This is a genomic window from Amycolatopsis sp. PS_44_ISF1 (assembly GCF_032335455.1).
Lineage (GTDB): Bacteria > Actinomycetota > Actinomycetes > Mycobacteriales > Pseudonocardiaceae > Amycolatopsis.
Window position 1 is genome coordinate 634,109 of the sequence record NZ_JANUXO010000001.1, and the last position, 24,271, is coordinate 658,379.

The 24,271-nt window shown below is 72.9% G+C and carries 18 protein-coding genes; 7 read left to right on the forward strand and 11 right to left on the reverse strand.

The features are described from left to right. The 7 genes from NYF13_RS02720 to NYF13_RS02750 are packed head-to-tail and all read left to right on the forward strand — an operon-like array spanning position 1 to position 7,617. On the forward strand, positions 1-1,023 hold the full coding sequence (locus tag NYF13_RS02720; RefSeq protein ID WP_315653893.1) for an SDR family oxidoreductase: 1,023 nt from the start codon (positions 1-3) through the stop codon (positions 1,021-1,023). Continuing rightward, positions 1,023-2,288 (forward strand): DUF4910 domain-containing protein, encoded by a 1,266-nt coding sequence (locus tag NYF13_RS02725; RefSeq protein WP_315653894.1) that lies wholly within the window; start codon positions 1,023-1,025, stop codon positions 2,286-2,288. Before NYF13_RS02720 ends, NYF13_RS02725 begins: the two co-directional genes overlap by 1 nt. A gap of 41 nt (positions 2,289-2,329) precedes the next feature. Continuing rightward, positions 2,330-3,625, forward strand: coding sequence for a hypothetical protein (locus NYF13_RS02730; protein ID WP_315657161.1), 1,296 nt, complete (start codon positions 2,330-2,332; stop codon positions 3,623-3,625). Then, a complete protein-coding gene (locus tag NYF13_RS02735) occupies positions 3,622-4,575 on the forward strand; it encodes a glycosyltransferase family A protein (protein WP_315653895.1) in 954 nt (317 codons plus the stop codon). The genes NYF13_RS02730 and NYF13_RS02735 overlap by 4 nt, the downstream gene beginning before the upstream one ends. Then, positions 4,572-5,756, forward strand: a complete 1,185-nt coding sequence (locus NYF13_RS02740; RefSeq protein ID WP_315653896.1) for a polysaccharide pyruvyl transferase family protein — start codon at positions 4,572-4,574, stop codon at positions 5,754-5,756. Before NYF13_RS02735 ends, NYF13_RS02740 begins: the two co-directional genes overlap by 4 nt. After that, positions 5,753-6,301, forward strand: coding sequence for a dTDP-4-dehydrorhamnose 3,5-epimerase family protein (locus tag NYF13_RS02745; protein ID WP_315653897.1), 549 nt, complete (start codon positions 5,753-5,755; stop codon positions 6,299-6,301). Before NYF13_RS02740 ends, NYF13_RS02745 begins: the two co-directional genes overlap by 4 nt. Before the next feature lie 5 nt (positions 6,302-6,306). Beyond that, positions 6,307-7,617, forward strand: a complete 1,311-nt coding sequence (locus tag NYF13_RS02750) for a glutamate-1-semialdehyde 2,1-aminomutase (RefSeq protein WP_315653898.1) — start codon at positions 6,307-6,309, stop codon at positions 7,615-7,617. Between the two features lie 115 nt (positions 7,618-7,732). Here the strand turns inward: NYF13_RS02750 and NYF13_RS02755 are convergent, their stop codons facing one another. From NYF13_RS02755 to NYF13_RS02805, 11 genes are all read right to left on the reverse strand, one after another. Continuing rightward, on the reverse strand, positions 7,733-8,380 hold the full coding sequence (locus NYF13_RS02755; protein WP_315653899.1) for a phosphatase PAP2 family protein: 648 nt from the start codon (positions 8,378-8,380) through the stop codon (positions 7,733-7,735). Next, positions 8,377-9,567, reverse strand: coding sequence for a glycosyltransferase family 4 protein (locus tag NYF13_RS02760; RefSeq protein ID WP_315653900.1), 1,191 nt, complete (start codon positions 9,565-9,567; stop codon positions 8,377-8,379). Before NYF13_RS02760 ends, NYF13_RS02755 begins: the two co-directional genes overlap by 4 nt. Next, positions 9,564-10,799 carry an O-antigen ligase family protein gene (locus NYF13_RS02765; RefSeq protein WP_396287217.1) on the reverse strand — a complete coding sequence of 412 codons (1,236 nt, stop codon included), beginning with the start codon at positions 10,797-10,799 and terminating at the stop codon, positions 9,564-9,566. Before NYF13_RS02765 ends, NYF13_RS02760 begins: the two co-directional genes overlap by 4 nt. Positions 10,800-10,806: 7 nt before the next feature. After that, on the reverse strand, positions 10,807-12,330 hold the full coding sequence (locus NYF13_RS02770; RefSeq protein ID WP_396287219.1) for a right-handed parallel beta-helix repeat-containing protein: 1,524 nt from the start codon (positions 12,328-12,330) through the stop codon (positions 10,807-10,809). 28 nt (positions 12,331-12,358) lie between these two features. Continuing rightward, a complete protein-coding gene (locus tag NYF13_RS02775) occupies positions 12,359-14,269 on the reverse strand; it encodes an alginate lyase family protein (RefSeq protein ID WP_315653902.1) in 1,911 nt (636 codons plus the stop codon). Continuing rightward, complete coding sequence (locus NYF13_RS02780; protein WP_315653903.1) at positions 14,269-16,452, reverse strand: bi-domain-containing oxidoreductase; 2,184 nt, start codon at positions 16,450-16,452, stop codon at positions 14,269-14,271. The genes NYF13_RS02775 and NYF13_RS02780 overlap by 1 nt, the downstream gene beginning before the upstream one ends. A 7-nt stretch (positions 16,453-16,459) precedes the next feature. Next, entirely contained in the window at positions 16,460-18,373 is a 1,914-nt protein-coding gene (gene asnB / locus NYF13_RS02785) for an asparagine synthase (glutamine-hydrolyzing) (RefSeq protein WP_315653904.1), read from the reverse strand. Between the two features lie 22 nt (positions 18,374-18,395). Continuing rightward, positions 18,396-20,069, reverse strand: a complete 1,674-nt coding sequence (locus NYF13_RS02790; protein ID WP_315653905.1) for a Wzz/FepE/Etk N-terminal domain-containing protein — start codon at positions 20,067-20,069, stop codon at positions 18,396-18,398. Next, positions 20,066-21,433 (reverse strand): exopolysaccharide biosynthesis protein, encoded by a 1,368-nt coding sequence (locus tag NYF13_RS02795; RefSeq protein ID WP_315653906.1) that lies wholly within the window; start codon positions 21,431-21,433, stop codon positions 20,066-20,068. Before NYF13_RS02795 ends, NYF13_RS02790 begins: the two co-directional genes overlap by 4 nt. Positions 21,434-21,560: 127 nt before the next feature. Continuing rightward, complete coding sequence (locus NYF13_RS02800; protein ID WP_315653907.1) at positions 21,561-22,748, reverse strand: glycosyltransferase family 4 protein; 1,188 nt, start codon at positions 22,746-22,748, stop codon at positions 21,561-21,563. Then, entirely contained in the window at positions 22,738-24,054 is a 1,317-nt protein-coding gene (locus NYF13_RS02805) for a nucleotide sugar dehydrogenase (protein ID WP_315653908.1), read from the reverse strand. The genes NYF13_RS02800 and NYF13_RS02805 overlap by 11 nt, the downstream gene beginning before the upstream one ends. Between the last annotated feature and the right edge of the window lie 217 nt (positions 24,055-24,271).

Here is a 24,271-nt window from a genome sequence, read left to right on the forward strand (position 1 = left end):
ATGCGGGTGTTGCTGACCGGGCACACGGGTTACCTGGGCACGGTGATGGCGCCGGTGCTGGCCGAGGCCGGCCACGAGGTCACCGGGCTGGACTCCGGCCTGTTCGCGGACTGCCTGCTGGGCCCGGCGCCCGCCGACCCGGCCGGGATCCGCGTCGACCTGCGCGACGTGCGGCCCGAGCAGCTCGAAGGGTTCGACGCGGTGATCCACCTGGCCGCGCTGTCCAACGACCCGCTGGGCTCGCTCGCGCCGGAGCTCACCTACGACATCAACCACCACGCCTCGGTGCGGCTCGCGCGGCTGGCGAAGGAGGCCGGCGTCGGGCGTTACCTGTACGCGTCCACCTGCTCGGTGTACGGCGCTTCGGGCGGCGGCGGTCTGGTGGACGAAGACGCGCCGCTGCGCCCGGTGACGCCGTACGCCGAGTCGAAGGTGCGGGTGGAGGACGACGTCGCGAAGCTCGCCGACGACAGCTTCACTCCGGTGTACATGCGCAACGCGACGGCGTTCGGCTTCTCGCCGCGGCTGCGCGCCGACATCGTGCTCAACAACCTCACCGCGCACGCCTTCCTCTCCGGCGAGGTTCGGGTGCTCTCCGACGGCACGCCGTGGCGTCCGCTGGTGCACGCGAAGGACATCGCGCACGCCTTCGCCGCCGCCCTGACCGCGCCGCGCGAAGTGGTGCACAACCGGGCGTTCAACATCGGCACCGAGCGCAACAACGTGACCGTGGCGGAGATCGCGCAGGAGGTCGTGGAGGCGGTGCCGGGCTCGAAGCTGCGGATCACCGGCGAGGCCGGGTCGGACCCGCGCTCCTACCGCGTGGACTTCGCCCGCTTCCGCGAGGCGGTCCCGGGGTTCGACTGCGAGTGGTCGGTCAAGGACGGCGCGCTCCAGCTGATCGACGCCTACCGCGACTACGGCCTGACCAGGGCGCAGTTCGAGCGCACCTTCACCCGGCTGAACCGGCTCAACGACCGCCAGTCCGCCGGGGTGGTCGACCGAACGCTGCGGCACACCTGATGCTGACCGGGGCGGAGATGCACGCGCTGGTGGAGCGGTTGTACCCGCTCTGCCGGAGCATCACGGGCGACGGGGTGCGCGCGACGCTCGACATCGTCGGCGAGCACCTCGCGCTCCAGCGGCACGAGGTGCCCACCGGCACCGCGGTGCTGGACTGGACCGTGCCGCAGGAGTGGAACATCCGCGACGCCTACGTGGCGGACGCGTCCGGGCGCCGGGTGATCGACTTCCGCGAGTCGAACCTGCACGTGGTCGGCTACAGCGTGCCGGTCGAGGCGACGATGAGCCTGGCCGAGCTGCGCGGCCACCTGCACACGCTGCCCGAAACCCCGTCGTGGGTGCCGTACCGGACCAGCTACTACGCGCCGGCCTGGGGTTTCTGCCTGGCCCAGGACGTGCTCGACGCGCTGCCGGACGGCGAGTACCGGGTGAAGATCGACTCGACGCTGGCCGAGGGCTCGCTGTCCTACGGCGAGCACGTGGTGCCCGGCCGGGTGAGCGACGAGGTGATCGTCTCCTGCCACACCTGCCACCCGTCACTGGCGAACGACAACCTGGCGGGGATCGCGGTGGCCGTGGCGCTCGCGCAGGCGCTGGCCGCGGAGCAGCCGCACCACACCTACCGGTTCCTGTTCATGCCCGGCACCATCGGCGCGATCACCTGGCTGGCCCGCAACGGCGAGCGCGTCGACCGGGTGAAGCACGGCATCGTGCTGGCCTGCGCCGGCGACCGCGGCTCGCTCACCTACAAGCGCAGCCGGCGCGGTGACGCGGAGATCGACCGCGTGCTGGCCCACGTGCTCAAGGGCAAGCCGCACGAGATCCGCGAGTTCTCCCCCTACGGCTACGACGAGCGGCAGTTCTGCTCGCCCGGCTTCAACCTCGGCGTCGGCTCGCTGACGAGGACGCCGTACGCGGGTTACCCGGAGTACCACACCTCCGCGGACAACCCGGGATTCGTTTCGCCGGAGTCGATGGAGGACACGCTGGACACGCTGCGCACCGCGTTCTCCGTGCTCGACCGCAACCGCCGCTTCGTCAACCTCAGCCCGTACGGCGAACCGCAGCTCGGCAAGCGCGGGCTGTACGACTCGCTCGGCGGACGCAGCGACGCCAAGGACGCGCAACTCGCCATGCTCTGGGTGCTCAGCTACTCCGACGGCACCGCGACCCTGCTCGACATCGCCGAGCGCGCCGGTCTGCCGTTCGACGCGGTGGACGGCGCCGCGCGGGCCCTGCAGGCCGCCGGCCTGCTCAAGGAGTGAGGACGGTGCCTTCGCTCCTGCGGTCGCGGGCCGCCCGCTCGATGGCCGGACGGCTCAGCTGGGGTCTGGGCGATCAGGCCGTGTCCAGCCTGACCAACTTCGTCGTCGGCTTGTACGTCGCCCGCTCGCTGGGCGCGACCGCCTTCGGGGTGTTCAGCATCGCCTGGGTGACCTACGGGGTGATCCTCAACGTCTCGCGCGGGCTGGCCACGGACCCGCTGATGGTGCGGTTCTCCGGGGTCTCGCGGCCGAGGTGGCGCGCCGCACTGGGCCGGGCCGCGGGCACCGCGCTGGCGGCCGGGGTGGTCGCCGGCGCCCTGAGTGTCCTTTTCGGACTCCTGGTGGGCGGACCGGTCGGCGGGGCGTTCGTCGCGCTCGGCGTGGTGCTGCCCGCGCTGCTGCTGCAGGACGCGTGGCGGTTCGGCTTCTTCGCCGCGGGCGCCGGGCAGAAGGCGTTCCTGAACGACGCGATCTGGGGGGTCGCGCTGTTCCCGGCGATGGTGCTGGCCGCGCGGCACGGCACCGTGGTCGGCTTCCTGCTCGCCTGGGGCGCCTCCGCGGGCGTCGCCGCCCTGTACGGCTGGGTGCAGACGAGCGTGCTGCCGAACCTGGGCGCGGTGCGCCACTGGCTGCGCGACCACCGTGAGCTGGGCGTGCGCTACCTGGTCGAGAACGTGAGCAACAGCGGGGCCTCGCAGCTTCGCGCGTACGGTCTGGGCGCGATCGCCGGGCTCGCCGCGGTCGGCACGGTGCGCGGCGCGGAACAGCTGCTCGGGCCCTTCCTGGCGCTGTTGATGGGGCTCTCGCTGGTCACCGTGGCCGAGGGCGCGCGGGTGCTGCAACGGTCGCCGCACCGGCTGCGATCCTTCTGCCTGGTCCTCGGCGGCGCGCAGGCGGCGGCCGCGCTGGCCTGGGGGCTGGCCCTGCTGCTGCTGGTGCCCGACCGCGCCGGCCGGTTCGTGCTCGGCACGCTGTGGGACACCTCGTCCACGCTGATCCTGCCGGTCACGCTCGCCGTGGTCGGCGCCAGCTTCACCACGGGAGCAGCGGCCGGGCTGCGCGCGCTCGGCGTCGCGCGAAGGAGCCTTCGCTCGCAGCTGATCGCTTCGGCCATGTACGTCATCTTCGGCCTTACCGGCGCCGCGATGGGCGGCGCGCTCGGCTCCGCTTGGGGTGTCGCGACAGCCACGCTCGTCGGCTCGGGCGTGTGGTGGGTGCAACTGCACTTCGCGCTGCGCGACTACTTCGCGGCGCCCGATGCTCCGGCTCCGCGTAAGGCGCCACCGGCCGAGTCATCCGTCGAATCCGCCGGTCACGAGGAAATGAGAACACGATGAGGACCGTCCCCCGGCTGACCATCGGCCTGCCCGTGTACAACGGCGAGGAGTTCCTGGGCGAAGCGCTCGACGCGCTGCTCGGGCAGACCTACGAGGACTTCGAGCTGATCATCTCCGACAACGCCTCCACCGACGGCACCGAGGAGATCTGCCGTCAGTACGCGCAGAAGGACACGCGCATCCGTTACCGGCGCCAGACCAGCAATGTCGGGGCCACGCCGAACCACAACGTGCTGCTGGAGATGGCGCGCGGCGAGCTGTTCAAGTGGGCTTCCCACGACGACCTGTACGGCCGCGAACTGCTGCGCCGCTGCGTCGAGGCGCTCGACGAGCGGCCCGAGATCGTGCTCGCGCACTCGTGGCAGGCCATCATCGACGGCCACGGCGTCGTCACCGTGCCGCTGGACTACCGGCACGAGACCGACTCGGCGCGGGCTTCGGTCCGGTTCAAGAGCCTGCTGTTCGAGCCCGGCGGCGACGACTTCTACGGGGTCGTGCGCACCGACGTGCTGCGCCGCGTGACCCCGATGGGCAGCTACCACCACGCCGATCGCACCTACGTGGCCGAGCTGGCGCTGCACGGGCCGTTCCACCAGGTCCCGGAGCTGCTGTACTTCCGCCGCGACCACCCGGACCGGGCCGAGCGCGCGAACCCGGGCAAGCGCGCGCGGTGCGCGAACCTCGATCCGAAGCGCGCCAACCCGGTCACCAACCCGACCGCCCGGCTGCTGGCCGAGTACGTCTGGGGTTACGTGCACGGCATCCGCACCGCGCCGCTGTCCTCGCGCGAGCGGCGGGCCTGCTACCTCGCGCTGGCGCAGTGGTTCTCCAGCCGGGCGCGGCCGGGCTCGGCCGGCGAGCGCGTGGAGGACCGCGCGCCGGTGACCGCGGACGAGCTTTCGCTGACCGTGGACCAGGTGGTCGCCGGGCGCGCGGGACGCCTCTCGTGACCGCCCGGGTCGGGGTGTTCGGGCTGCTCGGCTCGGGCAACCTCGGCAACGACGGTTCGCTGGAGGCGGTGCTCGGCTACCTGCGCGCCGAGCACCCGGACGCGACCGTGTCCGCGTTCTGCGGCGGGCCCGCGGTGGTTTCCGCCCGCTACGGCATCGAGGCGACCCGGCTGAACTGGTACGTCGACGAGTACCGGACCGCTTCGAGCCCGCGGGCGGTGGTGTTGAAGGCCCTCGGGAAGCTGATCGACATCGGCCGCACGGCCGCGTGGGTGCGGCGCCAGGACGTGGTGCTCGTGCCCGGCATGGGAGTGCTCGAAGCGACGCTTCCGTTGCGGCCCTGGGGTTTTCCGTACGCACTGTGCCTGCTCAGCGTGGCCGGGCGGGTGCTCGGCACCAAGGTGGCGCTGGTCGGTGTCGGGGCCGACCGGATCACCGTACCGGCCACCCGGTTCCTGCTCCGGCAGGCGGCTCGGCTGGCGGCGTACCGCTCCTACCGCGACGAGCTTTCCCGCACGGCCATGGCTGAGATGGGGGTGGCGGTGCCGGGCGATGCGGTGTACCCGGACCTGGCCTTCTCTCTGCCGGTGCCGGCCGTGCCCGAGGACCCGCGCACGGTCGGGGTCGGGGTGATGGCCTACTCCGGCAGTGACGACGACCGGGCCGAAGGCGACCGGATCTACCGGTCCTATGTGGACGCCATGACCCGGTTCGTGCGGCACCTGGTGGAGCTGGGCCGGCCGGTGCGGCTGTTCATCGGCGACCGGATCGACACCGAGGTGACCGACGAGATCCGCGCGGCCGTGGCGTCGCCGCTGGTCACCGCCGCCCCCTCGGCCACGCTGGAGGAGCTGATGACCGAGATGGCCGCCGTCGGCACGGTGGTCGCCACGCGGTACCACAACGTGCTGTGCGCGCTGAAGCTCGGGAAGCCGACGCTGGCCATCGGGTACGCGAGGAAGAACGACGTGCTGATGGCCGGGATGGGGTTGGGCGGGTTCTGCCAGCAGGCCCGCGCGGTCGACGTCGCACGGCTGATCACGCAGTTCGAGGAGCTGGAACGACGTGGGCCGCAGCTTCGCGAGACGCTGGCCGAACGCAACGAGGAGAACGAGCAGCGGCTCAAGCACCAGTTCGCCGCGTTGTCCGCTTCGCTGTTCCCCGCTTCGGAGGTCCGATGAAAGCCGTTGCCGTGCCGTCCATCGCGGGCGCGTACCTGTTCCAGCCCACCCCCCACCGCGACGACCGCGGCTTCTTCTCGCGCACGTTCGACGCGGACGTGGCCAAGTCGGTGGGCATCGATCCGGCCGCCTTCGCGCAGGACAGCGTTTCGCGCTCGCACCGCGGGGTGCTGCGCGGGATGCACCTGCGCTCGGGCGCCGGTGAGGCGAAGCTCGTGCGCTGCTCGTTCGGCGAGGTCTTCGACGTGGTGGTGGACCTGCGGCCGGGTTCGCCGACCTTCCGCAACCGCGAGATCTTCCGGCTCTCCGGTGAGACCCAGGAAAGCGTGTACATCCCGGCCGGCTGCGCGCACGGCTTCCAGGCGCTGTCCGAGGTCGCCGACGTCTCCTACCGGATCGACCGCGCGCACGACCCGGACGAAGACGTCGCCATCGCCCACGACGATCCCGAACTCGCCATCCCGTGGCCCCTGCCGCCCGCGCTGGTCTCCGCACGGGACTCGGCCGCGGGCTCCCTGGCCGAGGCGCTGGAAACCCGGAGGTGACGAAGATGGAACTGCCTGCCTCCCGGGCCGCGAACGAGCGGCTGCACCGGGTGATCCCCGGCGGCGCGCACACCTACGCCAAGGGCTCGGACCAGTACCCGCAGGACCTGGCGCCGGTGATCTCGCACGGGCTGGGCGCGCGCGTCTGGGACGTGGACGGGAATTCCTACGTCGAGTACGGCTCCGGGCTGCGCTCGGTGAGCCTCGGCCACGCGCACCCGCGGGTGACCGAGGCCGTCACCCGGGAGATCGGCCGGGGCAGCAACTTCTCCCGTCCGTCCCTGGTGGAGGCCGAGGCGGCCGAGCGGTTCCTGGCCACCGTGCCGACCGCGGACATGGTGAAGTTCACCAAGAACGGCTCCGACGCGACCACCGCCGCCGTGCGCCTGGCCCGCGCCGCCACCGGGCGCCCGCTGGTCGCCCTGTGCGCCGACCACGCGTTCTTCTCCACCGACGACTGGTTCATCGGCACCACGGCGATGGCGGCCGGCGTGCCGCAGGCGGTCGCGGACCTGACCGTGCGCTTCCCGTACGGCGATCTGGCGGCCACCGAGGAACTGCTGCGGGAGCACGAGGGCCGGATCGCCTGCCTGATCCTGGAGGCGGCCACGCAGGCCGACCCGCCCGAGGGCTACCTGGCCGACCTGCGCGAGCTGGCCCACCGCCACGGCGCGCTGCTGGTGTTCGACGAGATGATCACCGGCTTCCGCTTCTCCGAGCACGGCGCCCAGGGGTTGTACGGGGTCACGCCGGACCTCTCGACGTTCGGCAAGGCGCTGGGCAACGGCTTCGCGGTCTCGGCGCTGGCGGGCCGGCGCGAGCTGATGGAGCTGGGCGGCCTGCGCTCGGAGCGTGACCGGGTGTTCCTGCTTTCCACCACCCACGGCGCGGAGACGCATTCCTTGGCCGCCGCGATGGCCGTGATGGACGTGTACGAGTCCGAAGCGATCACCGACCGCCTGCACGCGATCGGCGCCCGCCTGGCCGCCGGTGTGCGCGAGATCGCCGGGAGCCACGGGGTGGCCGAGCACGTGGTGGTGCGCGGGCGCGACAGCAACCTGGTCTTCGGCACGCTGGACGCTTCCGGCCGGCCTTCCCAGGAGTACCGGACGTTGTTCCTGCGCCAGCTCGTGACCGGCGGGGTGCTGGGGCCCTCGTTCGTGGTGAGCGCCGCGCTGACGGACGCGGACCTGAACCGGACCTGGGACGCGGTGGCTGCGGCCTGCCTGGTCTACCGGAAGGCCCTCGACGCGGGCGACCCCTCCCCCTGGCTGGGCGGGCGGCCGGTGAAACCGGTCTTCCGGCGGCGCGCCTGAGGGAGTCCAGGCCACGGTGGCCGGAGGGCTCCGGCCGAACTGCTGTCCTGGTGGGCCGGCTTCGAGGACCGCGTTCTCGAAGCCGGTGTGGGCGGTCGGAGCCATCGGCAAATCCCTACTCCGAGGACACCACCTGGCGCCGCGCCGCCACCCGGTCCACTGCCCACGCCGCCGTCGGTACCACGGCCAGAGCCGTGGCGAAGCCGCCGATCGTGTCGCTCGGGTAGTGCGCGCCGAGGCCGACTTCCGCCCACGCCATCAGGAAGCCGGCCACCGAAGCCGAACCCAGCAGCAACGCCACCCCAGCCGGACGGCCCAGGCGGAGCCGGTCCACCAGCACCAGAGCACCGACCAGCGCCAGAGCCGTGGCGAACGCCGTGTGGCCGCTCGGGTAGGACAGGAAGCTGCCGTGGATCGTCCGGCCGGTCAGCGGCTTCGCCAGCGAAGTCAGCGCCACCGTGACGCCGCTGCCCACCACCGTCAGCACCGCCGTGCGCCGGCGGCCCGCCAGCAGGGCGCCGCCGACGAACAGCGCGACCAGGAGGACCGAGCCCACCGGCTCACCGCAGAAGTCGATGGCCGTGGCCAAGTACCACCACGGGTCGGGCAAGCCGTCCGGGCCCGGCAGCAGGCCCGCGTCGAAGGCGCTCGGCGCCGAATGGCCCGCGAACCGCACGCCCAGCCCCACCAGCACCACCAGGCCCAGCCCGGCGAGGACCAGCGAAGGCGGGCGCACCGAGGCCGGCAACACGGGAGCAGTCATCGAGCCGAACCGTACGCCTCGATCGCCGCCTCGTAGCCCGACACCAGCCGCCGCAGGCCCGTCTCCGGGGTGAAGTCCGCCTCGTACCGGTCCCGGGCGGCCTCGCCCATCCGGAGATTCCGCGACGGGTCCGCGACGGCGTCGAGCAGCGCGCCCGCCAGCGAAGACGCCGATCCGGGCTCGTGGAGCAGGCCGGTGACGCCGTCGGAGATCAGCTCCTCGAACGCTCCGTGCGCGGGCGCGACCGTCGGCACCCCCGCGGCCATCGCCTCCACCACCACCAGGCCGAACGCCTCCAGCCAGGCCGACGGCGCCACCATCACCGCCGCCCGCGACGTCAGGTCACGGCACTCCGCGGCGCTCCGGAGCCCGACGTACGACACGTCGTCGCGGCTCGCGGCCCAGGCGGCCACGGCCTCGGCCAGCGGTCCGGTGCCGGCGATCACCAGCGGCCGGCCCAGCGAACCGGCCAGCCGGTCCCAGGCCGCCATCAGCAGCGGTACGCCCTTCTCCTCGGTCAGCCGGCCGAGGAACAGCACGTGCTCGCCGCCGCCGGTGCGGCGCACGCCCGGGTCGGCCACGAAGTTGTGCTTCACCACCAGCCGAGCCGCGGGCATTCCGGCGCCGACCAGCAGCCGCCGCTGGGCCTCGGAGATGCAGAAGAAGCGGGTGACCCCGGTCTGCCAGCGGTGCCGGTTCACGGTCAGGTTCACCGCCACCGGCAGCGTCGCCGCGGCCGACCCGCGGTAGCACCCGTGGCGCACCGCGGGCACCGGCGCGCGGCCGACGCAGTCCGTGCACACCCGGCCCTCGCGGTAGAGCGTGCCGGGCGGGCAGACCTGGCCGTAGTTGTGCAGCGTCGCCACCACCGGCACCCGCGCGTGGGCGCACGCCGCCAGCACCGAGGGCGAAAGCAGCGGGAACGTGTTGTGGACGTGCACCACGTCCGGCCGCTCGGCCCGCAGCCGCGCGGCCAAGGCCACCCGCGCGGCCCGGTTCCACGGCACCCGCAACGGCACCGAAGCCCGGTGCGGCAAGGACATCTGCGCGATGTCGTCACTCCGGCGCTCGAACCGGCCGACCGGCACGCCGCCCTCCCGCAGCAGCGCCACCTCGGCGTCGACGACGTTGTTCTCCCCGCTCGGCTGCTCCGAGCGGTAGCGGTTGTGGACGACGAGCACCCTCATTCGGGACGGCCTTCCGGGATGAATTCGTCCTCGCGCACCCGTCCGCCGCCCTGGGCCAGCAGCGTCGCGGCCAGCGCCAGGTGCAGCAGGTACGGCGAAGCGTCGCCGAGCCCGGCTTCGGTGTAGGACGCGGAGACGCAGTAGGTGATCAGGAAGATGGCGCAGGCGCGGGCCAGCGACGGCGGCCGCAGCACCGCCACCGCGATCAGCACCAGCAGGAAGGACGCGACCAGCGCGACCCCCACGAAACCCTGCTCGTGGTAGACGGCGAGCCAGCTGTTGTCGATCGGCAGCCCGTCGTAGGACTTGTCGGTCAGCCCCACGCCGAAGAGGTACTCGTTGACCGTGCGCGGGGCCGAAAGCAGCGCGTCCCACACCTTCGCGCGGCCGGTGAGGCTGGAGAAGTTCTCCTCGCTCTGCCCGCGCAGGAACCACGTCTCCAGCAGCCCGCCGAACACCACCGCCGAGAGCCCGCCGAGCACCACGAGCGTGGTGAACACCTTGCGGGCGCGGGCGCTGGTCAACGCGAGCGAGAGCAGCGCGACCACCAGCCCGGCGGCCAGTCCGAGCGTCGCCGTGCGCGTGTGCGACAGCAGCAGCAGCGCGAGGCAGGGCACGATCACCAGCAGCGCCGGCCGGCGGGCCAGGCGCTGCCCGAGCCACATCAGCGCCGCCAGGCCCGCGATCACCGCCGCGTACTGCCCGACCTGCGGCGGGGTCAGCGGCCAGACCACGCCCGCGAGCCGGCCGCCGTAGGACTCGGGCATCGCCTTGCCCGGCGCCACCGCCAGCCCGAGCGCGACCGAGACCAGCACCGCGCCGAACATCCGGATGTGCCGGCGGACGAAGGTGAACGACCCGGTCCACCACGGCGTGAGCAGCCACAGCGTCACCACGAACAGGCCGAACCGGAAGCAGCGGAACAGCGCCCCGAGCCCGCTCTGCAGGTCCAGGCTGGCCACGACGCTGGTCACCAGCAGCAGGCTGAGCAGCATCAGGTACGCGCTGGGCCGCACCTTCAGCCGCGGGTTGAGCACCAGGGCCAGCGCGAACGCGGTCATCAGCGCGCCCATGGTGACGAGCTGGATCACCGAGCGCGGCAGCGGGACCACCGTCTGCGCGCCGGTGGAGCCCAGGGTGTTGAGGATCAGCAGCTCCCACGAGACGCCGGCGAGCTTCGGCGTCGGCTCGCCCGTCTCCGCGGGGGTGGGTCGCCGGATCGTGTTCAGCAGCGCCAAGTCAGCCACCCCCGCCGCGCTGGTAGGTGGTGCGGGCGTCCTGGTCGTACGGCGCGCCCTCCCACTCCCCGATGCCGAGGATGTGGCTCTGGTCCACGGCGATGAAGGTCCACGGTCCGATGTAGGCGTTGTCGTGCCAGGTGTTGCCCTGGCCGTGGGTGATCGCGTTCTGCACCGCGTCGCCCCGGTACGGCGACCAGTCCGGGTAGGTGCCGAAGTTCGACAGCAGGCCCATCCGCGCGCAGGTCTCCTGGCAGCCGATCGCCGCCGGGTCGAGCACGAAGCGGTTGTTGTGCACGTCGACGCGCTGTGTCTTCCAGCGGCAGTCGTCGTACAGCGGCTTCTGCGCGATCGCCGGCGCGGCGCACTTGGCCACGTCGGGCACGAGCTTCGTGCAGACGCCGCTGGAGGTGTTGGCCGGGCTGTTGCAGAACCGGTCCGCGTTCTCCCACAGGGTGATGCCGTTCCAGTTGTCCTCGAACACGTTGCCGTAGATCTCCAGCTTCGAGGTCCGCGCCCGGACCCGGGGCTCGCCGCCGGACTCGGAGACGTAGACCGTGGCCACCGGGAAGGTGTCGCCGCGGTCGGCGTACTTGTGCCCGTCGACCAGGTTGTTGCGGCGCAGGGTGTTGTTCCGGATCACGGCGTTGTAGCTGGTCTCGTAGGTGATCGCGGAGCTGTCGTTGCCCTCGATCAGGTTGCCCTCGATCAGGAAGTCGTTGTCGTCGGTGTCGGCCCACAGCCCGGTGCCGCGGTTGTCGTGCACCCAGTTGCCGGTCACGTCCGCGCCGTCGACCGCCCAGAACTTGATCCCGCCGGTGCAGCCGCAGCCGTCGACCTTGGCCTCCCAGTCACCGGTGTTGTTGCCGGTGATCTCGTTGCCGCGCACCACCAGCCCGGCGAGGTCACCCTGGCCGGAGAACGCGTTCATGCCGTACTGCCCGTTGCGGCGCAGGCAGCTGTCCAGCACCTGCTGCTTCGCCCCGGCCATCAGCCCGGCGCCGTCGTTGTCCTGGACGGTGCTGTGCCGGATCACCCAGCCGTCGCCGGAGTCGTGGTTGACCACCCCTTCGTCGCGCGGCGCGACGAAGCCCTGCACGGTCAGCGACTCGATCTTGACCCCCTTCGCGGGCCCGGTGAACGCGTACTGGTTGAGCCGCCGCCCGTCGAGCACGGCGCCGGGCGCGCCGAGGTAGACGTCGCCGTCCTTCGGCCGCACCTGGTCGAACCGGTCGTCACCGAGGTGGTGGGAGCCGGGTCCGAGCCAGAACGTGGTGCCGGCCGGGGCGTCCTTGGTCTTGGTCGCGAGGTCGTCGGGCACCGCCGGGTCCACGCTCACCGCGCCCGCCGGGGCGGTGGCGGGTCCGGGCGGCATCCGGTCGCACACCGCGGCCACCGGCCCGGACGGCGCTTTCGAGGTCTCGGCGACCTGGCTCGACGCCGGGTCCGGAGCGGGCGGGCCGGAGCACCCGGCCAGGACCAGCGGGCCCAGCGCGCCCAGGAGCAGAGCCAGCCTGCTGGTCAGTCGCACGGTGTTCCTCTCGGCGAAGCGGTCAGGGGAGGCGGAGCACGGTGGTCAGCGGTTCGGGGCCGGTGAAACCGCGGCCCACCAGGGTGGTCGCCGGTTCACGACGGCCGAAGCCGGCCGAGTACCAGCCGAGCGGCGGGCTGGTCTCCCCGCGGTGCGCGGTCCAGTCGAGCGCGGGCGGCAGTTCCAGGGTGGCCGTGTGCCCCGGCCAGGACAGCTCGGCCACGGCGCCGTCCAGCCCCACCTCGACCAGCGGCCCGAGGTGGAAGGCGAGCCGGGCCGGCAGCGGCGCTTCGGCCTCCACCTCGTCGACCACGGTCAGCGTGCGGCCGTTGAGCTCCGCGCGACGGCGGTGCACGGCCGGGGCGTACCCGTCGTGCTCCGCGCGCCAGCGCACCGGCCCCACGGCCAGGGTCCGGGTCCGCGCGTGCCGGGTCCAGAGGAACGGCCCGCCGGAGCCCGACTGGTCCGTGCCGCCGAGTTCCAGCGTGTTGTGGCCCAGCGTGGAGCGGAAGTACGCGCGCCACTCCGGCTCACCGTGGTAGCAGTAGGTGCCGGGGTCGGCGAGGAGGTCGACGCCGTCGTGACGCACCTCCAGCGACAGGGCGTCGGCGTGCGCGTGGGCGGCGATGGCGAGGAAGCCGTGCGGTCCGCTGTCACAGCGGCACCAGATCTCCCCCGGCTCGCCCGCCGGGGTGCGCAGGATGGTCAGGCCGGCGTCGACCAGGTCGTCCGGGCGTCGCGGCGGGCGCCGCGCCGCCAGCGCAGGCACCTCGGCCAGGGCGGAGAGCACCGCGGTCCGCACGTCGCCGCCCGGCCCCTCGGGCCACCAGTCGCAGCGGCCGAACAACGCCTCGCCCGTGGCGAGCAGGGAGGCCCAGCGGTTCACCCCGGCCCCGTCGACGACAAGACCGTGACCGTCGTCGGCGTCGCCCTGCCGCGGCGGCCGGAGTTTGACGTCCACAATGGACGCCAGTGCGTCGGTCATCCCGCGCAGCACCAGCCAGGTCGGCTCGGGCACCAGGTCACCGGCCTCGGCCGCGGCGGCCAGGCCCAGTTCCAGCACCAGCCCGTGGTACTCGGTGGCCAGCTCGCGGTTGAGCCCGGAGGCGAACGTGTTGGCCCGCAGCTGGGTGTCGAACGAGCGCAGGGCCGCGTCGCGCCAGCCGGCGGACTCCGGGAACCAGCCGAACGCGCAGGCGGCCGCGAGCTGCCCGGCGGACTCGGCGAGCACGTGGTTGTTGGCCGAGGAGCCGCGGCTGGGGAAGGCGGCGAGCCAGCGCTGGTGGTGCCAGATCTGGTGCAGCGCCTCGGGATTGTCCTCGAACAGGCCGGGGGCGCCGGCCCAGCCGTCGAGCAGCCGCCGCACCCACACCCAGGACAGCAGCCGCAGGCCCAGCTCGATCCCGCTCAGCCAGTGCACCCCGCGCATCGGCGGGTTGGCCGCCCACCAGGACTTCAGGTGGTCGGCCACGCGGTGGGCGTAGCGGTCCTCGCCGGTCAGCGCGTACGCGGCGGCCAGCACGGTGAGGTGCTGGTGGCGCGAGGGCTCCCAGATCTGCTTGATGTCGCCGACGGTGTCTTCGCTGCGGTAGGCGATGTCGAACGAGTAGGTCTCACCCGGCGCGCGCCGGCCGGTCTTCGGGTCGAAGGCCCAGTCCGGCGCGACGAGGTCGGCGCGCTCGACGCCGAAGTACTCGGCGCGGCCGTCCATCAGCCGCTCGGCCGTGGCCAGCAGTTCGCGGCGGGCCGGGCCGGAGACCCCGGCGAGCCCGGCGGCCGGGTCGAACGGCGCGAACGCGCGGTGCGGCAGCCAGGTCGCCTTCTGCCGCGCGACGCCGCGCCACTGCTGCTTGCGCACCGCGTCGGTGGCCCGGCCGGCGATCTCGGCCGGGCCCATCGCGGACAGTCTTCGCAGGTACCAGGCGGGATCCATCACCCGAGCACCGCCGCGGGCGCCAGCCGCACCGGGGCACCGGTCTCGAGGCTGCGGTTCACGGCCAGGGTCGCCAGGGTGGTCGACACCAGTGACGCGAGGCTGATCGGCATGGCGACACCGGTGGTCAGCGCGGTCACGAACGCCTCGATCTCGGCGCGCTGGCCCTTGTCCCGGCCCTTCGGGATGCGGGAGCTGGACCAGCGCTTCCTGCCGTACACCGAGGCGCGGGCGAAGTCGTCGAACTTCAGCACCCGGCCGTCGGCCAGCACCTCCAGCGTCTCCTTCTGGAACGAGGTGGAGCCACTGGTGACGTAGCTGATCGAGGCGGTCGAGCCGTCGGCGTACCGCAGGAGCACCTGCAGGTCGTGGTGGCCCGGGGTGGCGGTGGCGTAGACCGAAACCGGTTCGCAGCCGAGGAACCAGCTGACCGTGTCGATGAAGTGCCCGCCCTCGCCGGCGAACCGGGTGCCCTCGGTGCCGGCCTGATTGTACCAGCTTCCGGGCTCCAGCCGGCCCGCGTTCACCAGGTACCGCACCGAGGCCGGGCCGACCCGCGGGCCGAACCGCGCCCGGGCCTCGTTCAGCAGCGGCGCGAACCGGCGGTTGAAGCCGACCTGCAGCCGGTTGTTGCCCGATTCCCCGATCGCCTCGACGATCCCGCGCAGCTCCTTCTCCGACAGGGCCAGCGGCTTCTCCACGAACACCGCCTTGCCCGCCAGCAGCGCCCGCCGGGTCAGCTCGGCGTGCGAACTGTGCCGGGTGACGATGAACAGCGTGTCGACGGAGTCGTTCTCCAGCAGCGCGTCCAGATCGGTCGTCGCGCGGGCGAAACCGAACTTGCGCTGGGCGTTCGCGCCCGAGAGGGCCGAGGTGGTGACCACTTCGAGCAGGTCGACCGCGCTGTGCCCGGCCAGGTGCGGCAGCAGCATCGAAGACGCGTAGTTCCCGGCGCCGACGAACCCGGCCCGCAGCCCGCCGCTGCGCGGGGTGGCCCTGGTGGCCGGAGCCGCGGGCAGCTCCACCGACGAGACCTCGGCGTCCACTTCGGACGGTTGCCCGCCGGGGTAGCGGAACAGCACCGCGACCGCCTTCAGCTCGCCGTCGTTGAGCGACCGGTACGTCTCGACCGCCGAGCCGAAGTCGGCCACGTGGCTGACCAGCGGTTCCACGTCCAGCCGGCCGCGCGCCGCCAGGTCGAGGAAGCACTCGATGTTGCGCCGCTCGGTCCAGCGCACGTAGCCGATCGGGTAGTCGCGCCCTTCCAGCTCGTACTCCGGGTCGTACCGGCCGGGCCCGTACGAGCGCGAGAACCGGACGTCCAGCTCCTTCTCGTAGTAGGCGTTCCACGGCAGGTTCAGCGAGATCTTGCCGATGTCGACCACCCGCCCGCGGTCGCGCGCGAGCTTCGCGGCCAACTCCACCGGGTCGTTCGTGCTGCCGCCCGCGGCCAGGTAGACCTGATCCACGCCGTGGCCGCCGGACAGCTCGGCCACGGCGTTGCCGATCAGCCCGGACCCCGGGTGGCCGCAGGCCAGCGCGCCGAGCCGCTCGGCCAGCGCGCACCGGGACGGGTCCGGATCGACGCCGACCACCCGGGCGCCCGAGGCCACCAGGAGCTGCACCACCAGCTGCCCGATCAGCCCGAGCCCGATCACCAGGGCCAGGTCGCCGAGTTGCGGTTCACCGCGGCGGACGCCCTGCAGGGCGATCGAGCCGACCGTGCCGAACGCCGCGGCCCGCGCGGACAGCCCGGCGGGCACCTTCGCGTACAGGTTCTTCGGCACCCAGTTCAGCTCCGCGTGCAGCGCGTGCTCGTTGCCCGCGCACGCCACGAGGTCGCCGACCGAGACGTCTTCCGTCCCGGCGCCGACCGCCTCGACCACGCCGCAGAGCGAGTAACCGAGCGGGGTGAACGAGTCGAGCTTGCTGGTCACCTTGCGGTAGGTCGCGCCGACGCCGTTGGCCGCGACGCTCTGCATCACCTTCGCCACCTGGTCCGGCCGCGAGCGCGCCTTGCCCAGCAGGGACATGCTCGCCTCGGACACCTTCATCAGCTCGGTGCCGGTGGAGATGAGCGAGTACCTCGTGCGCACGAGCACGCCGCCCGGCTTGCACGCGGGCACCGGGACGTCGAGGAGGGCCAGCTCCCCGCTCTTGTAGTTCTGCACTACCTGCTTCACAGCGCTCCTAGCTGCTCGAAACCGCGGCGGACCGGGCGCCGCGGTACCAGTACTCGAGGGTCAAGATGTGCCAGAGGTGCTTGGCGCGGTCCTGCTGCCCGGCGGCGTCCTCGGCCACGAGCTTCCGCAGCGCCTCCCGCTGCAGGAACCCGGATTCGACGAGCACGCCCTCGTGCACGACCTCCCGCACCAGCGGCGCGAGGTCACGGCTCATCCAGGCCCGCAGCGGGGCGCTGAACAGGCCCTTCGGCCGGTGGACGATCTCCTCCGGCAGGATCGCCAGCGCAGCCTCCTTGAGCGCCACCTTGCCCCGGCGCCCGACGATCTTGCGGTGGCCCGGCACCCGGAACGCGGCCTTGACCACCTCGACGTCGACGAACGGCGTGCGCACCTCGGTGGACGCGGCCATGGTCGAGCGGTCGGTGTAGGCCAGGTTCAGCCCGGGCAGGAACATCCGGGCGTCGGCCAGGCACATCCGGTTGACGTAGTCGGTGAGGCCGGTGTCGGCGTAGGTGTCGGCGTGTTCGGTCAGCACCTCGTCCACCTGGGCGGCCAGGTCCGGGTGGACCAGGTCGAGCAGTTCGCCGCGGTCGTACATCGTGTAGCTGCGCCGGAACGCCGTCTCCTCCGGCAGCTCCGCGAACGACAGGAACCGCTTGGCGAAGCGCACGCTGCGGTACCCGCGCCGGGCCGAGGCGACCGGCAGCCGGTCCACCACGGACTCGATCGGCCGGCGCACCAGACCGGGCACCCGCTGGTAGCGCCGGGCGAGCTGGTTGGCGAAGTGCTTGCGGTACCCGGCGAACAGCTCGTCGGCGCCCATGCCCGAGAGCAGCACCTTGACCCCGGTCTCGCGCGCGGCCGAGCCGATCAGGAACGAGTTGATCGCCGCGGGGTCGCCGATCGGCTCGTCGAGGTGGTAGGTCATCCGCGGCAGCAGGTCGAGCACCTGCGGCGCGATTTCGATCTCGTGCAGCTCGACCCCGAACCGCTTCGCGACGACGCGCGCGTACTTCAGGTCGTCCGGCATCGCCTCGAACTTGGCGTCCTCGGCGCGGAAACCGATGGTGTAGGCCGACATCCCGGGCTGGCGCCGGGCGGCGAGCGCGGTCAGGTAGCTGGAGTCGAGGCCGCCGGAGAGGAAGGTGGCCACCGGCACGTCGGCGAGCAGGTGCTTGTCGGTGGAGTCGCTGATCACCGCGTGCAGGTCGACTTCGCCGGAGTGGGCCGCGCCCTCCTCGGCCACCTGGCGCAGCGACCAGTAGGCGCCGCGCTCGCCGGTGCCGTCCGGGCGGAAGCGCGCCCAGGTGCCCGGTTGCAGCTTCTCCGCCTCGCGGTAGGCGCACCGGCTGTCGGGCACCCAGTAGTAGAGCAGGGACGCGATGAGCGCGGCCTCGTCCACCTGCAACGTGCCGCCCAGCTCGCCGGCCAGCGCCTTCAGCTCCGAGGAGAACACGACGCCCCCGCCGCGCCGCACGAAGAACAGCGGTTTGATGCCGAGCTGGTCGCGCACCAGCACGAGCTCACCGGTGCGCTCGTCGAAGACGCCGAAGGCGAACATGCCGCGCAACCGCGGCAGGCAGTCCGTGCCCCATTCGCGCCAGGCGCGCAAGAGCACCTCGGTGTCGGAGGTGCCACGGAACCTCACGCCCTTGGCTTCCAGCTCGGCGCGCAGCTCCGGCGCGTTGTACAGCTCGCCGTTGTAGGTCAGCGCGAGGCCATCGGCCACCATCGGCTGCGCCCCGGTCTCGGACAGGTCGATGACCGACAGCCGCCGGTGTCCCAAGTGGACCTCACCGGAACCGGCGCGGTGGTCGTACCGGCCCGAGCCGTCCGGGCCGCGGTGCGCGAGGCACCGGGTGAGCCGGTCGGTCAGCGGGCCGCCGTCCGGCCAGTGGTATGCCCCTGCGATGCCGCACATCGGCGTTTCGCCTCTCTGGAAGTCAGGTCTGCCGGCCGTTGCGCACGGCGGCGCCGGAGGTGGTGGCGGTGCTGGAAGTGCGGGGGACGACCGGCCGGAGCCGCTGGGTCGGCGCGTCGAAGGAATCGGTCCGGCGCGCGACCACGGGCTCGCCCACCGGCCAGTCGATCGGCCGCTCCGGCTGCTGCTCGGCGAACTTGCGCGGCGCCACCTCCGAGACCGTTTCCGAGACCGCCGCCGCCTCCGCCGCCTGCTCAGCGACCGCCTGTTTTTCCAGCACGACCGAGGCCCGGCCCCGCAACGCCGTGTGCAGGCCGTCCCAGAGCGTGCCGTCGGTGTGGTCCCTCGGGTCCGGGTCGACCAGCACCACCCCGGCGATCGGGATCCGGCAGTCGGCCAGCTGGCGCGCGACCGTGTGCAGCCACAGGGTGCTCGCGTGCCCGGCGCGCACGACCAGCACCGCTTCCGTGCCCAGGTATTCGAGGTCCGTCCACGCGGTGCCCGGTGAGACCGTGCCGACGCCGATCCGCTGCGAAGCCGCTTCGCGCGTTTCGCCCGCTCCAGCCACGAGGACGCCTTCGGGCGCCGGCAGCTGGCCGACGTCACGGCCCGGCAGGTCGTCGACGACCACCACCGGACCGTCCTCGGCCAGCTCCTTCGCCAGGTCCAGCGCCAGCTCCGCGGCGACTCCGGGCGCACCCAGCTCCAGCAGCGCGAGCGGGCCCCGTTCCGACCTCGTGGCGCGGGCGAGCGTCACGGCCACCCGGCCGCGGTCCGCCACCACCGGGCTCCACGACCAGAGCCGGGGTGGTCCGGGCGGCGTCGTCGAGAGCTGCGCGATCACCGACGCGCCGAGGTTCTCCGCGATCTCCCGGCGCAGCACCGGCCGGTCGCGCACCAGCGCCGTGACCGCGGCGAACCCGAGCCCGAGCGCCAGCCCCAGGGCCAGGCCGATGGCCCCGTCGGTGGCCCCGCTCCTCAGCGGGGACGACGGCGGCACGGCCGGCGCGTCCACGATCTGCGTGCCCGCGGCGACCTGTGGGGTGCCGATACCGGCCTGCTGCGCCTGGTTCTGCAGGTCCGCAACCTTCGAGACGAGGTCGGCGCGCTGGGTGTAGAGCTGCTCCAGCGTGCCCGCGTTCGCCTGGCTGCTCTTGGCCGCCTCGGTCGCGGCCTGCGCGTCGATGTCGGCCAGTTGCTGCTGGGCCTGCGTGCGCTGGTCGAGCAGGGCCTTGGCCTGCGCGGTCGCGGCGGCCTGGTTGCGCTGCACGTGGTCGGCGATGAACACCTCGGCCAGGGCCTGCGCCTTGGCCACGGCGTCGGGCTTCGTCTCGCCCTTGACCGAAATCTGCATGACGTTGTTGGTCAGCCCGAGGCCGGTGTAGTCCTCGAGGAAGTCCTCCGGCGCCTCGGTGCTGCCCAGCTTCTTCAGAGCCGACGCCGCGATCTTCGCCGTCTCCAGCACCGCGACGTCGGTGCGCATCAGCGTGCCGCTGTCGGTCGGCGAGTCGTCCGGGTGGACCACGATGACCTTGGTGACGGCGGTCGGCGCGGACGGCAGCACGAGGGCCGCGGTCCCGCCGAGGACCAGCCCGGCCAGCGCGAAGCCGAGCCACAGCCGCCGTCGGCGGCGCACGGCCACGACCAGCCGGTGCAAGTCGATCAGCGGCGGGGAGGAACTCTGCGGGCTCGTCACACCGAACCCGCCATCACGTCACGAACCGCCGGGGCCTGGGGCGGGTCCGCGTCGGCGGGCTCCTCACGCAGCTTGCCCCGGACGCGGACCGCTCGGGTGAGCACCACCCCCAGCACCTCGTGCCCGGCGTCGGCGCAGGCCCGCGCCATGGCCACCAGCTCCCACGCACCGCGCGAGCCGAGCGAGAGCACCACCAGCACCCCGCCCCGGCCGTCCGGCACGATCGGCTGGGCCGCGGTCACCTCGGCCACGGTCAGCTCCACCGGGGCCCGCTCGGCCGCGGCCACCGCGCCGAACCGGGCCACGGCCCGCTGGGCCGCGGGGTCGTCCTCGGCCACCAGCACCAGCAGCCGCCGGACCCCGTCCGGCCCGGGCGGCAGCCGGGTGAGCACCCGGCGGTAACGCAGATCGCGGCTGGCCCGGTCGGCCGAGGCCGGAACCGGCGGCAGGTGCCAGGGCCGGTCGGTGCCCAGGATCCGGCGCAGCCGGGCCCGGGCGCCGCTCGGCCGCCCGCGTCCGGCGGACTCGGGTACGTCGACCGCGGCCAGCACGGGTGCGCCGAGCGCCGCGCCGATCTCCTCCTCGTCGCGCAGCCGCCGATCGGCGCGCGAGCCGAAGAGGTGACCGAGCAGCCCGGCCAGCAGGAAGAGGACGGCGCCCCCGGCGACCAGCTGCGGCAGCGTCGGCGCGGCCGGGGCGAGCGGCCGCTCGGCCGGTCCCAGCACGACCATGGTGCCCGAGCCGGTGGCGGCGTCGGCCGCGGTGAGGTTGTTCATGGCCTGTTCCAGCGAGGTGCGCAGGCCCTGCAGCTCGGTCCGCACCTGCACGGCCTCGACGGTCTGGCCGTCCTGCACCGAGCCCGCCAGGTCCAGGATCCGCTGATTGGTCTGGGCCACCTGCTGGCGCAGCTGTTCCCGCTGCTCCTGCGCGAGCTGCGCCGCGGTGTCCGCCGAATTGCTGAGCAGCTGGGTGGAGTACTTGACGAACTCCTTGGCCACCTCGTCCGCGAGCTGCTGCGCCGCCGCCGGGCTGTCCCCCTGGGTCGTGATGGTCACGACGTTGCCCTGGGCCACCGAAGCGGTCACCGACTTCTGCAGATCGGTGCCGCTGACCCGCAGGCCGAGGGTGGCCGAGGCCCGGTCCAGCACCACCGAGCTGGTCGCCACCTGCGCCTGGGTCAGCAGTTCGTCGGCCTGGCGCGGACCCTGCAGCAGCACGCTCGCCGACGTTTCGTAGCCCGGCGAGAACACCGCCGAGGCGGCGGCGCCGACCCCGGCGCCGACCACGGCCAGCAGCAGCAGTACCCGCCACCGCCGCCGCAGGAGCACCCCCACGGTGGAAAGCCGAACCGCGTCCTCGCTCACACCGGGGTCCTCCCTCCCGCACAGATCCCACCAGAGGCGGGCCGGTCATAGACCCCGTCGTCCGGCTGCGGGAGTTGGTTACACCGCGGGCGGCAACCTTGTTCAAACCGCGATCGAGGCCGCACCTTCAGCGGACCGCCCGCGCGTACGCGGCCAGCAGTGCCTTCTGCGAGTTCCCCCAGGCCAACGGTCCGCTGACCCGTTCCCGGCCGATCTGGCCCATGCGGACGCGGTCCTCGGGGGAGTCGAGCAGCACGCCGATCAGCCGGGCGAACTCGCCGACCTGGTCCGGCGGGGCGTAGAGCGCGGCCTCGCCCGCCGAAACCCGCGCCTCGCGCAGCTCGAACGAGACGATGGGCTTGCCCATCGCCATGTACTCCATGACCTTGTTCATGGTCGACACGTCGTTGAGCGGGTTGAGCGGGTCGGGCGAGAGGCAGACGTCGGCCGCCGACAGGTAGCGCAGCAGGTCGGCGTCGGAGACCCGGCCGGTGAACTCGACCTGGCCGGCCAGCCCGAGCCGGTGCGAAAGCGCCACCATCTCGTCGAAGGTGTCGCCGGCCCCGACGAACACGGCCTGCCAGTCGTCCCGGCCCACCTCGTCGCGCAGCGAAGCCAGCGCGCGCAACGCGTAGTCCACGCCGTCCTGCGGGCCCATCACGCCGAGGTAGCACAGCAGGTGCGGTTTGCCCCGCTTGAGCTCCGGCTCCACCGGCACCTCGTGGAACCGCTCGACCACCGGCGCGCTGCGGACCACGAACACGTCCTCGGGCCGTTTGCCGCCGCGGATCAGCGCGACCTGGCGGTAGCTCTCGTTGGTGGAGATCACCACGTCGGCCGCCCGGTAGGTGGCGCGCTCGAGCGCGCAGACCCCGCGGTAGAGCGCGTCCTGGCCGCGGTCGAACCGCGACAGGTACAGCTCCGGCACCAGGTCGTGCTGGTCGAAGACGAACTTCGCGCCCTGGCGCTTGAGCATCCGCGCGACCAGGAACAGCAGGTCCGGCGGGTTGCACGCGTGCACCACGTCGACCGGGCCGATCCGGCGCGCGAGCCGGAGGGTGTGCCACAGCGCGGTGCCGTACTCCCGCAGGTAGCCGGCCGGACCGCCGGTGGCCGCCCGGAGCGGGTACCGGTGGATGCGCACCTCGTCGAGCACGGCCTCGGCCTCGGTGTCGCGGCGGTCGCCCCGCGGGCAGATCACGTGCACCTCCCACCCGGCGTCGCGCAGCGTGGTGCACTCCTGCCACACGCGGCGGTCGAACGGGACCGAGAGGTTCTCGACCAGGATCAGCGCTTTCCTCTTGTCACCAGGCAAGACCGACGTATCCCTCTTCGGCCCGGCGCGCCTCGGCGCCGGGGATGCGGACCAGGTCGACGAGCGTCTGCCCGCCGCCGTGCGGGAGCGCGGCCAGCACCGCGGGGTCGGTCGTGCCGATCAGGCAGACCTCGGCGTGCGCCAGCACCTCTTCGACGGAGCCGGCCAGGAGCTGGCCCAGGTGCGGCAGCCGGGCCTCGATGTACTCGCGGTTCGCGCCCACCAGGCGCGAGAGGCTGACGTTGGCGTCGTGGATCTTGAGGTCGTAGCCCTTGCCCAGCAGCCGCTCGGCCAGCTCGACCAGCGGGCTCTCGCGCAGGTCGTCGGTGCCGGGCTTGAACGACAGGCCGAACAATCCGACCTTGCGCTGGCCGGTGCGCGCGACGAGGTCGAACGCGCGCTGCAGGTGGTCTTCGTTGGACGGCAGCACGTGCGCCAGGATCGGCACGGACACGTCCGCGCGCCGCGCCGCGTAGACCAGCCCGCGCAGGTCCTTCGGCAGGCAGGAGCCGCCGAACGCGAAACCGGGCCGCAGGTAGGCCGGGCTCACGTTGAGCTTGCGGTCGGCCAGGAAGACGTCCATCACCTGGTGCGAGTCGAGGCCGAGGGCGCGGCAGATGGAGCCGAGCTCGTTGGCGAAGCCGATTTTGAGGCCGTGGAAAGCGTTGTCGGCGTACTTGGTCATCTCCGCGACGGGGATCGGCACGCGGAAGACCGCACCGGGCAGGCCCTGGTAGAGCTGGGCCACCACGTCGCCGCTGACCGCGTCGATCTCGCCGATCACCGTCTTGGGCGGGTCGAAGAAGTCGCGGACGCTGCTGCCCTCGCGCAGGAACTCGGGGTTCACCGCGACCCCGAAGTCGACCCCGGCGGTGCCACCACTGGACTTCTCCAGGATCGGCACGAGCAGGTCGAGGCAGGTGCCCGGCAGCATGGTGCTGCGGAACACCACCGTGTGCCGGGCCGGCTTGCGCGCCAGCGCCTCGCCGATCTGGTCGGCGACCCGCTCCAGGTACTCGGTGGACAGGCTGCCGTTGGGCGCCGAGGGCGTGCCCACGCAGACGAGCGAAACATCGCTCGCCGCCACGGCCTCGGCCACGTCGGTGGTCGCGCGCAACGCCCCGGCGGCCACCACCTCGGCCGTCAGCTCGCCGATCCGCTCCTCGACCACCGGCGCGTGGCCCCGGGTCACCAGGTCGACCTTCACCGGGTTCACGTCGACCCCGACGACCTCGTGCCCGCGCCCCGCCAGGCAGGCCGCGGACACGCACCCCACGTAACCCAGCCCGAAGACACTGATCTTCACGCCTGAACCTCCGCCCGCTCGGCTGACCGGTTGGTCGCCGGGCCGGGACGGTTCGTTACCGCGCCCAGCCGTTACAGGATTCAGGTATCGATTTCACTATTTTTGCCGCCTGGCCGGGGGTTTTCGGCTGCTGGGCCGCCGGTGGTCCCGCCGAGCAGCCGGGCCGCTCGGCTCGCGCCCTCCCCGGGCCGGAAACCTCCCTCGCGGATTCGCGGCG